Genomic DNA, 15,486 nt, shown 5'->3' on the forward strand with positions numbered 1-15,486 from the left:
TCGGGGAATGTCGGAGCGCGGTGAGCTTCTCTGGAAACCGCCCGCCGACGTCCTGGACCACAGCGAGGTCGGACGGTACATCCGTTGGCTCGGTGACAAGGGGATGTCGTTCGCGGGCTATCAGGATCTATGGCGGTGGTCGGTCGACGACCTCGAGGCGTTCTGGGGGTCGCTCTGGGAGTACTTCGACATCCAGGCGACCACCCCGCCCGAGATGGTGCTCGGCGACGAGTCCCGCACGGGGTTCATGCCCGGGCGCCTGCCGGCGCACCGCTGGTTCCCCGGCGCCACGCTCAACTACGCGTCACATGCGCTGCGGGGTGCGGGGCGGGCCGTCGGGCCGGCGTTGATCGCCCACTCGCAGAGCCGGGCGCCGGTGTCGCTGTCGGCCTCGGAGCTCTCCGAGCAGGTGACCCGCTGCCGGGCGGGGCTGGAGCGGCTGGGCGTCGGGCGTGGCGACCGGGTGGCCGCCTACCTGCCCAACATCCCCGAGGCGGTGGTGGCCCTGCTGGCGACGGCGAGCCTGGGGGCGATCTGGTCGTCGTGCGCCCCGGAGTTCGGCACCCGCTCGGTGCTCGACCGGCTGCGGCAGATCGAGCCGGTGGTGCTGCTGGCGGTCGACGGCTACCGCTACGGCGCCAAGGAGATCGACCGGGTGGGCGAGGTGGCGGCGATCCGGGCCGACCTGCCGACGGTCCGCTCGGTCGTCACCGTGCCCTACCTCGATCCGGGGGCACGGCTCGACGGGTCGCTGACCTGGGACGAGCTGCTCGCCGACCCCGGCAGCTCCGCTGGCGGGGCCGGTGCCGACGTCGAGGCGCTGCCGGTGCCGTTCGACCATCCGCTCTACGTCCTCTACTCGTCGGGCACCACCGGCCTGCCGAAGCCGATCGTGCACGGCCACGGCGGCATCCTGCTGGAGCACTGCAAGGCGCTCTCGCTGCACAGCGACCTCGGGCCGGGCGACCGCTTCTTCTGGTTCAGCACCACCGGCTGGATGATGTGGAACTTCCTGGTGTCGGGCCTCCTGGTGGGGGCGACGCCGGTGCTGTTCGACGGCGACCCCGGGTCTCCCGACCTGGGCTCGTTGTGGCGCCTGGCCGGCGAGGTGGGCGTCACCTACTTCGGCACGTCGGCGCCGTACCTGCTGGCGTGCCGCAAGGCCGGGGTGTCGCCGGGGGCGGAGGCCGACCTGTCGAAGGTGCGCACCATCGGGTCGACGGGGGCGCCGCTGCCGCCCGAGGGCTTCCGCTGGGTGCACGACGAGCTGGGCGACCACGCCGTGCTGGCGTCGATCAGCGGCGGCACCGATGTGTGCACGGCGTTCGTCGGCGGCAGCCCGCTGATGCCGGTGCGGGCGGGGGAGATCCCGTGCCGCTACCTGGGCGCCAAGGTCGAGGCGTTCGACGAGGAGGGCGAGTCGGTGGTCGGGCGGCAGGGGGAGCTGGTGATCAGCGCCCCGCTGCCGTCGATGCCGGTGGGGTTCTGGGGCGACGTCGACGGCTCGCGCTACCGGGCCGCCTACTTCGAGGGCTTTCCGGGCGTGTGGACCCACGGCGACTGGATCACGCTCTACGAGGACGGCGCCTGCGTGATCACCGGGCGATCCGACGCCACGCTCAACCGGGGCGGCGTCCGGATGGGCACGGCCGAGCTGTACTCGGTGGTCGACGCCCAGCCCGAGGTGGCCGACAGCCTGGTGATCCACCTGGAGGACTCGGAAGGGGGAGGGCCGGGCCGCCTCCTGCTGTTCGTGCAGCTCGCCGAGGGCGCGGCGCTCGACGACGCCCTCCGCTCCCGCATCGCCCGGGCCCTGCGCTCCGAGCTGTCCCCCCGCCACGTCCCCGACGAGATCCACGCCGTCCCCGGCATCCCCCGCACCCTCTCCGGCAAGAAGCTCGAGATCCCGGTCAAACGCATCCTCACCGGCACCCCACCCGACGCCGCCGCCAGCCGCGGCAGCCTCACCAACCCCGAGACCCTCGACGCCTTCACCCCCTTCGCGATCGATCCCTAGGCCCGCCGCCCCAGCACCCCCGCCGTCCGCGTCACCTCCACCATCCAGGCGTGGCTGTCGGAGCAGATCCAACCGGTCAGCTCCAGGAGCTGCTCGTGATCCCGTCGCAGGTCGCGCTGATGGATCGGCTCGTGGTGGGCGATGCGGTTCCGGAGGTAGTGCAGCCGCTGGATGCGGTCGTCGACGTCGTGTCGCACGGAGCGGGCGTCGTTGCTCGTGGGGTGAAGGGGGAAGGCTGCCGCCAGGGCCGGGACCCACAGGGAGGTCAGGTAGGCGCCCTTGCAGAGGTACCGCCAGAAGCCGAACGGCAGCTCGGCGATGACCTTGCCGTGCAACTCGGGGAGGCCGCCGCGGGTGGCTCGCTGTCGGGCTTCGGCGACGACGGCAAGAGGACGGCGGCCGGGCTTGCCGGGGAAGAGCTGGCTGCGCCGGTACCAGGTCGTCGGCCAGTTGCGGGCCGTTGCGTGGCGGACGAGGGCGGTGTCCAGGGCGTTGCGGAACACGACCTCCAGGCGGCCGAGGTCCTCGTGGAAGGCGCCGCTGATCGCCGTGTTCCAGTCGTAGAGCCGGATCGCGCCTGGAAGGTCGTGGGCCGATGCGGTGTAGGAGCGAAGTCGTTCGGCCGTGAGACGCGAGGCGATGACTGCGTGATTGATCGTTGACATCCGCCGTCTCCCGGCTAACCTTGCGTCTCGAAAGCCCCGGAACCGTCCCTGCTTCGGCAAACGGCCGGGGTTACGCCGTTTTGCCCGGGTTACGGCTCCCGCTGCCGCCAGACGATGGCCAGAGTAGTGGCCGTGCCGGGCGGGCTCAGACAGCTGTGCGGAGGGCCAGAGCGGCGCGGCGGAGGCCGGCGATCACCAGGGACATCGAGCGTTCCGGGGGGTCGGCGGGGCCGAGCTCCAGGAGTCTGGGGGCCAGGGTTTCGAGCATCACGCGGAGCTCGACGCGGGCGAGGGCGGCGCCGAGGCAGAAGTGGGGGCCGGAGCCGAAGGCGAGGTGGTGGTTCGGGGTGCGGGCGACGTCGAAGGTCGCCGCCGTCGGGCCGAACTCCTGCTCGCAGCGGTTGGCGGACAGGTAGAGCAGCATCGTCGGGGCGCCGGCGGGGAGCGTCTGGCCGGCCAGCTCCACCGGGCGGGTGGTGGTGCGCAGGAAGTAGGCGACGGGGCTGGTCCAGCGCAGGATCTCCTCGACGGCCGAGTCGAGCAGCGCCCGGTCGCCCGCGGCGACGGCCTCCCGCACCCGCGCCCACTGCTCCGGGTGCTCCGAGAAGGCCACCAGGGCGCCCGACAGCGAGTTGCGGGTGGTCTCGTTGCCCGCCACCAGCAGCTGCACCAGGAACATCGCCAGCTCGGCATCGTCGAGCACGTCGCCGTCCGGCGCCGCGGTGGCCAGCCGCGACACCACGTCGTCCCGGGGCGTCGCCCGCCGGTCGGCCGCGACCGCCAGCAGGTAGGTGACCATCTCGCCCATCAGCTCGACGATGCGGTCGGCCGGCAGGTCGGTGGCGCCCGGGATGGCGGCCTCCGACCACTCGTAGAACCGGGGCCAGTCGTCGTCCGGGATGCCCAGCAGGTCGGCGATCACCTGCAGCGGGAACGGCACGGCCAGCTCGGCGACCACGTCGACGACCGCACCGTCGCCGTCGCCGTCGAGCGACGCCAGGAGGTGATCCACCCCCGCCTCGGCCCGACGCCGGATCGCCGGCTCCCACGCCCGGATGGCGGCGGGGGAGAAGGCCGGCTGCACCAGCTTGCGGTAGCGGGTGTGGTCGGGCGGGTCGGTGTGCATGATCGTCGGCGGCGTGTCGTAGTTGACGCCGATCTCCGACAGCAGGATCCCCTTCCCGGAGCAGAACGTCGCCGGGTCGCGGGCGGCCGTCGTCACCTCGGCGTGGCGCGACAGCACCCACACCCCGTGCGCCTCGTCGTAGGCGACGGGCGCCTCCGCGCGCAGCCGCGCGAGGTGCGGATGGGGCTCGCCGGCGAGGAACCCGTCCTCGAACAGCGGTGCCGTGAGCTGCGAGACCTCCATCGATCCCCCCGATCCCCTGGAGTGCATGACGGCGATGACTGCGTGGCAAACTACCTGACGCACTGTCAGGTCCCGTCGTACTCAGGGGAAGCGGGGAACCATGGTCGAGTCGAAGAACCAGCTCTACATCGGTGGCGAATGGGTGACGCCCTCGACGACCAACACGATCGAGGTCATCAGCCCCTTCACCGAAGAGGTGATCGCCACGGTGCCCGAAGCCGCCGAGGGCGACGTCGACCGGGCCGTGGAGGCCGCGCAGGCCGCCCTCGCCGGGCCCTACCCGCAGCTCAGCGCCGAGGAGCGGGCCGACTACCTCACCAAGCTCAGCCAGGCCATCGGCGCCCGGGCCATGGAGCTCGCCGAGACCATCACCGCCGAGATGGGCTCGCCGGCCAGCTTCTCGCTGATGGGCCAGGTCTTCTCGGCCACGATGATCCTCGACGGCTTCGCCAACGTCACCCGCACCTTCCCCTTCGAGGAGCACCGTGCCGGTGCGCTCGGGCCGGTGCTGGTGCGCAAGGAGTCGGTGGGCGTGTCGGCCGGCATCGTGCCGTGGAACGTGCCGCTGTTCGAGATCGCCTGCAAGCTCGGCCCCGCCCTCGCCGCCGGCTCGCCGATCATCCTGAAGCCGTCGCCCGAGACCCCGCTCGACGGCTACATCCTCGCCGAGATCCTCGACGAGATCGGCCTCCCCAAGGGGATGGTGTCGCTGCTGCCCGCCGGCCGCGAGGTGGGCGAGTACCTGGTCCGCCACCCCGGCATCGACAAGGTGACCTTCACCGGCAGCACCGCCGCCGGACGCAAGGTCGGCGCCATCTGCGGCGAGCAGCTCAAGCGGGTCACCCTGGAGCTGGGCGGCAAGTCGGCGGCCATCATCCTCGACGACGCCGACCTCGCCACCCACCTGCCCACCCTCATGCCCTCCGCGCTGATGAACAACGGCCAGGCGTGCGTGGCGCAGACCCGCATCCTCGCCCCGCAGGGCCGCTACGCCGAGGTGGTCGACGCCATCGCCGAGGCCGTGAAGGCCACCAGCGTGGGCGACCCGACCGACCCGTCGGTGCTGGTCGGCCCGCTGGTCGCCGAGCGGCAGCGGGACCGGGTGCTCAGCTACATCGACAAGGGCACGTCGGAGGGCGCCAAGCTCGCCGTCGGCGGCGGCCGCCCGGCCGGCCTCGACAAGGGCTGGTTCGTGGAGCCGACGCTGTTCGTCGACGTCGACAACGCCATGACCATCGCCCAGGAGGAGATCTTCGGCCCGGTCCTGGCCGTCATCCCCTACAGCGACGAGGCCGAGGCCGTGAAGATCGCCAACGACAGCGACTTTGGCCTGTCGGGCTCGGTGTGGACCACCGACGTGGAGCGGGGCATCGACGTGGCCCGCCAGGTGCGGACCGGTACCTACGGGGTCAACTCCATGGCTACGATCGACATCCATCAGCCCTTCGGCGGTTTCAAGGCATCGGGCATCGGACGTGAGTTCGGCGCCGAAGGACTGGCAGCGTTCCTGGAGACCAAGACCATCGTTCTTCCTGGTGACTACCAACCACCGAGCTGACCACCATCGCTCACACCGGTTTGCCCGACTCCTCGTCGGGCTCCTGATCGTCGCTGCGGCCGGGTACACCGCCTCGTTCCCGGTCGCAGCGGCGTCATCCGCGCAGCCGGAGCCGCCGCCGAGCACCATCGCTCCGGACGAGGAGCAGGGCATCATCCCCGAGCCGAACTCGGGCCACGAGCCCCGTGAGGCCGGCGACCGCGGCGGTTCCCTCCAGCTCGCGGTCCTGGCGGTGATCGTCACCGGCGTCGGGGTGATCGCGGGTTTCGTCGTCCGCGAGTCCCGCCGCAACCTCGCCGCCCGCGGCTCCTAGCGCACGCCCGACCGGGTGCGGGTGCGGGCCTCGGGGCCCGGCTGGGGGCGGGAGCGGCGGAGGTACCAGACGATCAGGGCTCCGCTCATGACGATCGACGTGGTGGCGACCTCGACCGTGTCGAGGCCGCCCACCGCACCGAGGCAGACGATGGTCACGACGACGCTGACCAGCATCAACGCGAACTGGGGAAGCCGCATGCGGCGCGCGCGTTACCCCCGGGTCAGGCGCCTGAACCGTGGGCGTGGTCGCACAGGCGCTCCTCGCCCTCCTGGACCTGCCCGGCGCCGGTGCCCTCGAGGGCGGCGAACGGGCCACACGGGTGCGACGTGATCCACACGTGGATCATCGGCACGGGCGTGAGCTTCTGCAGCGGCGCTTCACAGGTACCGCCGACCTCGGTGACGCCGGCCACCCGCGGGCCCTCGGGGCCGGGAGGGTCGGGGGAGAAGCAGAGGTCGTCGTGGATGTGCCACTGCGTCAGCGCACCGCCGAGGTCGGGCACGGTCTCGAGCGTCGATCCCGTCTCCAGCATGAACATCGCCGACACCAGCTTGCGGGTGCCGGCCGGCGGCGGGGCCTCGATGCCCGTGAACGTCCGGTTCTCCTCGGCCACCTCGTAGACGAGCGCCTCGGGGTAGTCCGGGTCGAGGACCTTGTCGTCGTTGATCAGGTCCCACTTGATGAAGTGCTCGTGCCCGGTGATGGAGTCGCCGATGCTGCGGTAGCCCAGCTCGAACGCATGGGCGGTGTCGGCGAACTGCGGCAGCCGGGACAGCGTGACGGCGATCATGTTCTCGGCCCGCGCCTGCTGCTCGGGGGAGACACCCTCGACGCCGCTCAGGTCGATCGGCAGGCTGGGGTCGTAGGCCTTCGCCGCCATGGTGCTGTGGTCGTCGTGCGCCCCTGCGGTTGCCGCCTCAGCGTCACCGTGGGCGTGGGCCGAGGCGTCGTCGTGACCGCCGCCGCCGGCGTGGCTGTGGCTGCCGGTCGCCACCATGCCCGGCAGCGTGATGGCGATGGTGGCGAGGGCGGCCGTGCCCAGCAGCGGGAGCCGCGGCTGGCGTGCCACCAGGGGTGTGCCGACCAGCGGCAGCAGGGCGATCAGCACGGCGGCCGCGGCCAACCCGGCGGCGAGGCCGTCGGCGAACTGGACGCCCTCGGCTTCCTCGAGGCCGTTGATGAAGCTGATGCCCTCGGTCTTGGCCAGCACCCAGCCGCCGAGCGCGGCGGCGTTGCCGACCACGCCGAGCAGCGCCAGCAGCCGGCCCGACCGCAGCAGGGCCAGGGCACCCCAGCCGATCTGGAACACGGCGCAGGCGGCGAAGGCCCACACGGTCTGCTTGTGCTCGCTGTGGGCTCCGGCCGCCGTGGCGTGGATGATCCCGGCGGCGATCGAGACCACTCCCGCCAGCGACAGGAGGTCGGGCTTCATCGACGCCCGCGTCGGGCTCGACTCCGGCGGTTCGCCGGCTGTGCTCACGGTCGTGTCGACCATTGAATCCCCCCAAGGGTGCTGCCTCGTCCTCGCCGCTGCACGCGGTAGGCAAATACTAAAGTTACGCGCAGTCCTACCGTGAGCACGAAAGCTGTGACGGTTGACACAGGAGGGCTGGGGGTTCCCGCCGAGGTTGCAACAGGGGGACACATGACGACGGTCAGCGTCGAACCATCCACCCACGACGACCGTCCGGACGACCACCGAGACGACCGCCCGAACCGTTGGATCCTGGCGTCGTTCTCCGCGGCGGCCGGGATCGTCCACGTGGTGATGGCCCCCTCTCACTTCGGGGCGTCGACCCTGGAGGGCGGGGGCTTCCTCGTCGCCGCCTGGCTGCAGCTGGCCCTGGCGGTGGCGCTCGTGGCCCGGCCGAGCCGCCGGGTGCTGCAGGCCGTGGTGGTGCTCAACGCGCTGCTGGTGCTGGTGTGGGCGGTCAGCCGCACGGCCGGGCTGCCGTTCGGCGGGCACGCCGACCACCCGGAGACGGTCTCGTTCGTCGACGGGAGCTGCGTGGCGTTCGAGCTGCTGCTGGTGGCTCTGGCCGGCGTGTGGCTGTGGCGGCCCGAGCAGCTGCGGTTCAAAGGCGGCGCGTTCGCCGTCGGCGTGCCGCTGGCGGTGTTCGCCGTCGCCTCGGCGGCGATCGCCCAGCCGGAAGCCCGCGACCACTCTGCCCATTCCCACGGCGGGCACACGGAAACTGCTGGCGGCAGCGTCGACGGGCAGGGTGGCCACGTCCACGGTGCCGAGGGCGAGAGTGCCGCGGCCGACGACAAGGGCCTGTCACTGCTGACCGACGGCCACCAGCACTCGCCCGGCGCCGTCGAGCTCGACGACGCCACCCAGGCCGAGCTGACCGCCCAGCTGGTGGAGACCGCCGAGCTGGTGCGGCGCTACCCGACGGTGGCCGCCGCCGAGGCCCAGGGCCTGCGCCGGCAGGGCCCCTTCACGCCGGGCCAGGGCACGTACTTCACGATGCAGGACGACCAGGTCGACGCCGTCGGCGTGCTCGACGAGGCCGACCTGCTGACGCCGATCGTGATCTTCGACGGCAGCGAGCCCGACTCCCCGATCGCCGGGTTCATGTACCGCATGCTGGGCGACGAGGAGCCGGAGGGGTTCGCCGGCCCCAACGACCACTGGCACCGCCACACCGAGGTCTGCATGGTGACCTACGCCGACGGCCCGGCCGACGTGCCGTTCGGCGCCGACGACTCGTCGACCACGCCGGAGCTGTGCGCCGAGGTCGGCGGCGAGATGCTGGAGCTCACCGGCTGGATGGTCCACGTGTGGACGGTGCCGGGCTACGAGTCGGACCGCGGGGTGTTCAGCGAGATCAACTCCAAGCTGACGTGCCCGGACGGCACCTACTACCAGATCCCCTGGTCGGAGGTCGGGACGCAGGACTCGTTCTGCAAGAACCCCTGAGCCCGAGGGGCTACGGCCCTAGTTGCCGAGGTCGCAGGAGCCGACGCCGTCGAGGAAGCCGGCCCGCAGCGCCTGCACCCGCTCGAACACGGTGCCCGTCTCGTCCGTGCGGTCGCCGCCGTAGGTGATGAAGCCCTGGATGCCCTCGTCGAGGTCGCCGGCCGACAGCGTCAGGCCGCCGGCCTCGCCGAGCTGGGTGTCGCCGTTCTCGTCGGGGAAGCTGGCGGACGCCCACACGCCGGTGAGGCAGTCGGCCTGGAGGCTCGACGTCTTGTTGCGGTCCTCGATGCCCAGCTGCAGCTGCGCGTCGACGGCGTAGAGGCGGGCGACCTCGGCCGCCACGGCGAAGTCGCCGATCTCCTCCAGCAGCGGCACGAGGTTGGTGCCGTCGATCACCACGATGTTCTCGTCGGCGCAGAAGTAGCTGGCGTACTCCAGGTCGCTGCCGCTGAGGGTCTGGCCGCCGCACTCGATGTCGTCGCTGTCGGGGTCGACCACGGCGACGCGCTCGATCGACTCCCAGTCGCCGTCGAGCTTCTCCGAGAACAGGGTCTCGTAGAAGAGGTCGAGGTTGTCCTCGAGGAGCGGCACCAGCTCGGACGACGGGAGGTTGCCGCCGGTCTGGGCATCGTCGACGGTGAACTCGATCTCGACGACGGGGAGGTTGGGGTCGGTGTCGTACTCGGCGCAGCGTTCGGCGCCCTTGTCGAACCCGTCCTGGAACGAGCCGATGCGGTCGAAGCCGCTGCCGTGGGCGGCGAAGTCGTCGGGCGAGGTGCCAGGCACGTCGCTGATGCTGATCATGCCGGCCACGCTGAAGTCGAGCTGGTCCTCTTGGACGCCGAAGTTGCTGCTGTTGCCGTCGGCGACCCACGCGGTCCAGGCGCCGGCGAAGCAGTCGGCCTGCATCTCGGTGACCACCGAGCGGTCGGAGAAGGCGCCGGCCCGGGCCTGGATGGCGTGGCCGTACTCGTGGGCGAACACGATGCCGACCGTGAAGGGGTGGAAGTTCTCGGCCAGGAAGGGGATCAGCCGCACCTCGTCCGCGGCGATGATGTCGGACTCGGGGCAGTAGAAGGCGTTGTCGGCGATCTCCTCGTAGGAGGGCCGGGGGTTGCCACAGGGCGGCGTCTCGGTGTCGGGCCCGTAGCCGAAGTAGCCCTCCACCGGTTCGAACTCGCTGCCGTAGACCTGCGGGTAGGCCTCGGTCCAGAAGCTCTCGACGTCGTCGATGGAACCGTCGACCAGGTCGCGGAGGTTGTCCGGGGTCTCCGGCTGGTTCTCGGCGTCGTCGGTGTCGAGCGGGCCCTCCGGCCCTGAGCCACCGACCACGAGCGGGCTGTCGTCCGACTCCTGGGCGCACGCGCCGAACAGCAGGAGCACGACCGCCAGCGCAACCTTGGACACTGCAGACCTGGACATCGACCTCGGAACCTCGCCCCTTCTCCTGTCGCGCCCGCCTCCGCCGACGGGCACCGAGCGAGGCTCAAGCTAGTGGACCGCGACGTGACAACCGACCCGCCGCCGTCGGGCCGCGACGCCGTTAAGTTCATGGACGTGGCTGACGTGGCTGACGACGAGGTCACCGAGCTGCCGGAGGGCTACCCCGTCCGCTGGGACGCCGACGTGGTGCTGGCCGACGGCGGCACCGTGCACCTGCGGCCGATCCTCCCCGCCGACGCCCCGCTGATCCACGACTTCCACTCCCGGCAGTCGCCGGAGAGCATCTACTTCCGCTACTTCACCGCCCACCCGACGCTGTCGGAGCGCGAGGTCGAGCAGCTCACCCACGTCGACTACGAGGACCGCATGGCGTTCGTCGCCCTGCGCGGCGACGTGATGGTGGGGGTGGCCCGCTACGACCGCTGGCCCGGCCGGTCCGACGCCGAGGTGGCGTTCTTCGTCGACGAGGCCTACCGCGGCCGGGGCATGGCCACCCTGTTGCTGGAGTACCTCGCCGCCGCGGCCCGCGACGTGGGCATCAGCGGCTTCACCGCCACCGTGCTCCCGTCGAACCGCCGGATGGTGGCGGTGTTCCAGCAGGCCGGGTTCGTGGCGACCAGCAGCTTCGAGGAGGGCGTCATCGAGGTGCGCCTCGACCTGCAACCGACGCCCGAGGCCGCGGCCGCGATCGAGGCCCGCGCCAACCGGGCCGAGGCCCGTTCGGTACGGCTGCTGCTCGAGCCCCGCTCGGTGGCCGTCGTCGGCGCCAGCCGGGAGCGGGGCAGCGTCGGCCACGACGTGTTGCGCAACCTGCTCCACCACGAGCTCGTCGGGCCGATCTACCCGGTCAACCGGGCCGCCGAGCACGTCGCCGGGGTGCGGGCGGTGCCATCGCTGGCCGACATCGACGGGCCGGTCGACCTGGCGGTGATCTGCGTCCCCGCCGCCGAGGTGCCGCAGGTCATGGAGGACTGCGGGCGCCACCAGGTCCCTGCAGCCGTGGTGCTCTCCGCGGGCTTCGCCGAGTCGGGCCCGGACGGCGAGCTGCTGACGCTGGCCACGATGCAGGCGGCGCGGCGCTTCGGCATCCGGCTGCTCGGCCCCAACTGCCTGGGGGTGATCAACACCGACCCGGAGGTGCGGCTGCACGCCACGTTCGCCACGCCCCAGCCCCGACCCGGCCCGGTGGCCCTGCTGTCGGAGTCGGGGACGATCGGCGGCGTGGTGCTCGACCACATGGCCTCGGTCGGCCTGGGCATCTCGTCGTTCGCGGCGATCGGCAACCGGGCCGACGTGTCCGCCAACGACCTGCTCCAGTACTGGGCCGAGGACCCGCGCACGGAGATCGTGCTGCTGAACCTGGAGTCGTTCGGCAACCCCCGCAAGTTCAGCCGGATCGCCCGGTCGCTGTCGCGGACCAAGCCGGTGGTGGCGGTGAAGAGCGGGCGCTCGGCCCGGGCCTACCCGGACGACAGCGGCGGCGTCGACATCCCGGCGGCCACCGTCGGCGCGCTGCTGCGCCAGACCGGCGTCGTCCACGTCGACACGCTCAGCCAGCTCATCGACGTGGCCCGGGTGCTGGCGGCGGCACCGACGCTCCCGGCCGGGCCGCGGGTGGCGGTGGTGGGCAACACCGGCGGGTCGCTGGTCACCGCCGCCGACGCCTGCGTCGCCGCGGGGATGACGCTGGCCGACCCCGACCCGGCGGTCCACGAGAACCTCGGCGTCGGACCGACGAAGCTCCGCCACAACCCCCTCGACCTGGGCTTCCAGGCCTCGGCCGACGACCTGGAGGTGGTGCTGCGGGCGCTGCTGCGCGACCCGGGCGTCGACAGCGTGCTCGTGGTGTGCACGCCGTCGCCGGGCAACCAGACCGCCGACTTCGAACGCGTCATCCGCTCGGCCCGGGGGGCGGCGCCGCGGACGCCGGTGGTGGCGTCGATCTTCGGGCCCCACCCGGCGGTGATCCGGGGCGCGGGCGACGGTGTGGTCACGCCCGTGTTCGACTTCCCGGACGCCGCGGCCTACGCCCTGGGGCAGGTCACCCAGTACGCGGCCTGGCGGGCCGAGCCCGAGGGCGAGTTCGTGCTGCCCGAGGGCGCCCGGCCGGCGGACGCCTGGGCCGCGGCCGCCGAGGCGGTGGCGGCCCGCGGCGCCGACTGGCTGCCGCCCGACGAGACCGCCGCGCTGCTGGCCACCGTGGGCGTGCCGACGGTGCCGTCGCGCCTGGTCGACGACGCCGAGAGCGCGGTCGCCGCCGCCCAGGAGCTCGGCTACCCGGTGGCGGTGAAGGCGGTGACCCGGGACCACATGGCCAAGAGCGAGGCGGCCGGGCTGGCGCTCGACATCTGGGGCGACGACCACCTGCGGGCCACGTGCGACCGGTGGGCGGCCGCCCGCGGCGACGCGGCGTTCCCGGCCGTGGTGCAGGCGATGGTGGCGCCGGGCGTCGACGTGGCGGTCGTCGTGGCCGACCACCCCCTGGTGGGGCCGGTGCTGAGCCTGGGGCCCGGGGGCGTGGCCACGAGGGTGTCGGCGTCGCAGGTGCAGGTGCTGCCGCTGACCGACCGCGACGCCCGGCGGGGTGTCGCCGCCTCGGCCGTCGCCCCGCTGCTCGACGACCGGGCGCGGGGCCTGCTGGAAGACCTGCTGCTGCGGGTCGGCGCCCTGGTGGAGGCGGCGCCCGAGGTGGAGGCGCTGGAGCTGAACCCGGTGATCCTGTCGGCGAGCGGCGCCGCGGTCACCGACGCCCGCATCCGGGTCGCCCCGGCCGACCGCGAGCGCCGGCCCCCGGTCCGCCGCCTCTGAGGAGCCGAGCGGACAGGGCGCAAGGTTCAGCCCACCCGGCCGTTAGCGGCTATTCGCCCTGGTCGCGGCCCTTGTGGCGTTGGGCGTCCTTGGCGATGCGACCGACGTGGCGGCCGTAGGCCCGGTTCGCCCGGGGGTCGGAGCGGCGATCGAGGGCTTCGGCCTCGCGGCGTAGGGCCAGCCAGGCCTCCACGCGGTCGGGCGAGATCTCGCCGGCCGCCACCGCCGCGGCGATGGCGCAGCCGGGCTCACCGCCGTGGCGGCAGTCGTTGAAGCGGCAGGTGGTGGCGAGCTCCTCGAGGTCGTCGAAGGTGGCGGCGACGGCCTCGGGGTCGGCCCACAGCCCCAACGCCCGCACGCCTGGCGTGTCGACCAGCACCCCGCCCGTGGGCAGCAGGTGGATCTGCCGAGTGGTGGTGGTGTGGCGGCCCTTGGTGTCGCTCTCCCGCACGTCGCCGACCGTTGCCACGTCGAGGCCGACCAGGGCATTGGTGAGGCGCGACTTGCCCGCCCCCGACTCGCCCAGCAGCACGATCGTCTTGCCGACCGCGAGCTCCCGCAGCTCGTCGATGCCTCGCCCGGACACAGCCGACGTGACCACCACGTCGATCCCCGCCGCGGCCTCGTCGGCGGTTGCCCGGGCGGCGTCGAGGTCGGCGTCGGAGAAGCGGTCGGCCTTCGTGAGGACCACCACCGGCACCGCCCCCGCATCCCAGGCGGTGGCGATCGCCCGGCGGATGCGGCCGGCCCGCACGGGGCGGTCGAGCCCGTTCACGACCAGGACCACGTCGACGTTGGCGACCAGCGGCTGCTCCACCGGTCGGCCGGGGTCGCGCCGGCGCAGCAGCGAGGTGCGGTCGAGCGTGGCGACCACGGCTTCATGGGTGCAGACCACCCAGTCGCCCACCACCGGCTGCGGCTCGATGCTCGCGAACACCGGCAGCTGCCGCACCCCGTCGGGCTCGGCCACCATGACCGCGACGCCGTCATGACGCACCACCCGTGCCGGGACGACGTCGTCGTCGCGGCGGTCGGCCGCGTCGGCGAACAGCGCCTCCCAACGGGGGTTCCACCCGTAGGGCGCGAGCGACGGGAAGTCGGTCGTCATGGTCGCCTACCCGTTCCCGCCGGGCCGTGCCCCGAGTCATATGTGGTCGCCCGACACAGCTTGAGTCGTTTGTGATCGAAGACCGACCACAGGAGACTCGACCTCGGAGCGGCGACCACAGATGACTCGACCTACCGCGGAAGGCCGAGGGTGCGCTCGCCCAGGATGTTGCGCAGGATCTGCGTGGTGCCGCCCATGATCGTGTAGGCGGGGGCGTAGCAGATGTTGCGGCTCACCCGTCGGGCCAGGTCGTCGAGGTAGCCGGGCTCGGCCAGCATGGCCGCAGCCCCCAGCACCGAGCCGCAGAAGTTGGCCACCCGCTGCTCCAGTTCGGTGCAGAACGTCTTCGTCGCCGCCGAGAACTGCTTCGGGCCCTGGCCCAGCGTCTCCCGCAGCACCAGCAGCCGCCCGATCCGGTACCCGGTCTCGAGGGCGGCGATCTCCTGGCGCACCAGGGCGTCGCTCGTGTCGGCCAGCGGGCGCACGTCGTCGTAGAGGCGGCGGTTCGACACCAGCCGGTCGATGCCGCCGCGCTCGTGCTCCATCTGGCGCATGATCTGGCGGAACGACCCGTTCAGCTCGCCCACCAGGTTGTCGCCCGGCACCCGGACCTCCTCGAAGAACACCTCGCAGAAGTGGCGGTTGCCGGTGACGTCGACGATCGGCTGCACGGTGATTCCCGGCGAGCGCATGTCGACCACCAGGTCGGACAGGCCCTCGTGCGGTCGGGCATCGGGATCCGTGCGGCACACGGCGTAGCACCAGTCGGCGTCGGCGGCGCCGGAGGTCCAGATCTTCTGGCCGGTGACCAGCCAGTCGTCGCCGTCGCGGACGGCCCGGGTGCGGACGCCGGCCACGTTCGACCCGGCGTCGGGCTCGCTCATGCCGATGCACCACATCGACGTGCCGGCGACGATCCCGGGCAGCCACCGGGCCCGCTGCTCGTCGGTGCCGAACTGCAGCATCGACGGGCCCATCTGGCGGTCGGCGAACCACGCCGCGGCCACCGGGGCGCCGGCGGTGATCAGGGCCTCGAACACCACGAAGCGCTCCAGCGTCGTGCGCCCCCCGCCGCCGTGCTCGACCGGCCAGGTCATGCCCAGCCAGCCCCGCTGCGCCAGCTCCTCGGCGAACTGCCGGTCGTGGCCGACGATCCAGCTGTCCTCGGGGACGTCCGCCCGCTTGGCCGCGGCGATGCCGACGTCCCGGGCCTCGGCCCGTAGCCCCTCCAGCTCACTCGGCAAGGCGAAGTCCATGGCCGGCGACGGTAACCCCCTCT

12 protein-coding genes are annotated in these 15,486 nt (G+C 72.5%); 5 read left to right on the forward strand and 7 right to left on the reverse strand.

Features of this window, described 5'->3' with window-relative positions:
- The first annotated feature begins 7 nt into the window (after positions 1 to 7).
- Positions 8 to 2,017: an acetoacetate--CoA ligase gene (locus VK611_27675; protein ID HMG45143.1), complete on the forward strand. Its 2,010-nt coding sequence runs from the start codon at positions 8 to 10 to the stop codon at positions 2,015 to 2,017.
- On the opposite strand, the gene VK611_27680 is transcribed toward VK611_27675, so the two are convergent.
- Together VK611_27680 and VK611_27685 are read right to left on the reverse strand one after the other, a co-directional pair.
- Positions 2,014 to 2,682 (reverse strand): hypothetical protein, encoded by a 669-nt coding sequence (locus VK611_27680; GenBank protein HMG45144.1) that lies wholly within the window; start codon positions 2,680 to 2,682, stop codon positions 2,014 to 2,016. The two genes, VK611_27675 and VK611_27680, sit on opposite strands and share 4 nt — an antisense overlap.
- Positions 2,683 to 2,827: 145 nt before the next feature.
- On the reverse strand, positions 2,828 to 4,051 hold the full coding sequence (locus VK611_27685; GenBank protein ID HMG45145.1) for a cytochrome P450: 1,224 nt from the start codon (positions 4,049 to 4,051) through the stop codon (positions 2,828 to 2,830).
- A 100-nt stretch (positions 4,052 to 4,151) separates the two neighbouring features.
- Here VK611_27685 and VK611_27690 point away from each other — a divergent pair, with 100 nt between their 5' ends.
- The gene (locus VK611_27690) at positions 4,152 to 5,609 is read left to right on the forward strand and encodes an aldehyde dehydrogenase (protein ID HMG45146.1); all 1,458 of its coding nucleotides are present in this window, start codon (positions 4,152 to 4,154) and stop codon (positions 5,607 to 5,609) included.
- Positions 5,587 to 5,922 carry a hypothetical protein gene (locus VK611_27695; GenBank protein ID HMG45147.1) on the forward strand — a complete coding sequence of 112 codons (336 nt, stop codon included), beginning with the start codon at positions 5,587 to 5,589 and terminating at the stop codon, positions 5,920 to 5,922. The genes VK611_27690 and VK611_27695 overlap by 23 nt, the downstream gene beginning before the upstream one ends.
- Here VK611_27695 and VK611_27700 read toward each other — a convergent pair.
- Together VK611_27700 and VK611_27705 are read right to left on the reverse strand one after the other, a co-directional pair.
- Positions 5,919 to 6,122, reverse strand: a complete 204-nt coding sequence (locus tag VK611_27700; GenBank protein HMG45148.1) for a hypothetical protein — start codon at positions 6,120 to 6,122, stop codon at positions 5,919 to 5,921. The genes VK611_27695 and VK611_27700 overlap by 4 nt on opposite strands.
- 23 nt (positions 6,123 to 6,145) lie before the next feature.
- Positions 6,146 to 7,420, reverse strand: coding sequence for a hypothetical protein (locus VK611_27705; GenBank protein ID HMG45149.1), 1,275 nt, complete (start codon positions 7,418 to 7,420; stop codon positions 6,146 to 6,148).
- A gap of 150 nt (positions 7,421 to 7,570) precedes the next feature.
- Between VK611_27705 and VK611_27710 the strand changes: the two genes are divergently transcribed.
- Positions 7,571 to 8,848: a hypothetical protein gene (locus VK611_27710; GenBank protein HMG45150.1), complete on the forward strand. Its 1,278-nt coding sequence runs from the start codon at positions 7,571 to 7,573 to the stop codon at positions 8,846 to 8,848.
- A gap of 18 nt (positions 8,849 to 8,866) precedes the next feature.
- On the opposite strand, the gene VK611_27715 is transcribed toward VK611_27710, so the two are convergent.
- Entirely contained in the window at positions 8,867 to 10,270 is a 1,404-nt protein-coding gene (locus VK611_27715; GenBank protein HMG45151.1) for a neutral zinc metallopeptidase, read from the reverse strand.
- A gap of 135 nt (positions 10,271 to 10,405) precedes the next feature.
- Here VK611_27715 and VK611_27720 point away from each other — a divergent pair, with 135 nt between their 5' ends.
- Positions 10,406 to 13,099: a GNAT family N-acetyltransferase gene (locus tag VK611_27720; GenBank protein HMG45152.1), complete on the forward strand. Its 2,694-nt coding sequence runs from the start codon at positions 10,406 to 10,408 to the stop codon at positions 13,097 to 13,099.
- A 49-nt stretch (positions 13,100 to 13,148) separates the two neighbouring features.
- Here VK611_27720 and rsgA read toward each other — a convergent pair whose 3' ends face one another.
- Both rsgA and VK611_27730 read right to left on the reverse strand, forming a co-directional pair.
- A complete protein-coding gene (gene rsgA / locus VK611_27725; GenBank protein ID HMG45153.1) occupies positions 13,149 to 14,207 on the reverse strand; it encodes a ribosome small subunit-dependent GTPase A in 1,059 nt (352 codons plus the stop codon).
- 131 nt (positions 14,208 to 14,338) lie between these two features.
- Positions 14,339 to 15,463, reverse strand: coding sequence for an acyl-CoA dehydrogenase family protein (locus VK611_27730; GenBank protein HMG45154.1), 1,125 nt, complete (start codon positions 15,461 to 15,463; stop codon positions 14,339 to 14,341).
- Between the last annotated feature and the right edge of the window lie 23 nt (positions 15,464 to 15,486).

The organism is Acidimicrobiales bacterium (assembly GCA_035316325.1).
Taxonomy (GTDB): domain Bacteria; phylum Actinomycetota; class Acidimicrobiia; order Acidimicrobiales; family VFJN01; genus DASXTK01.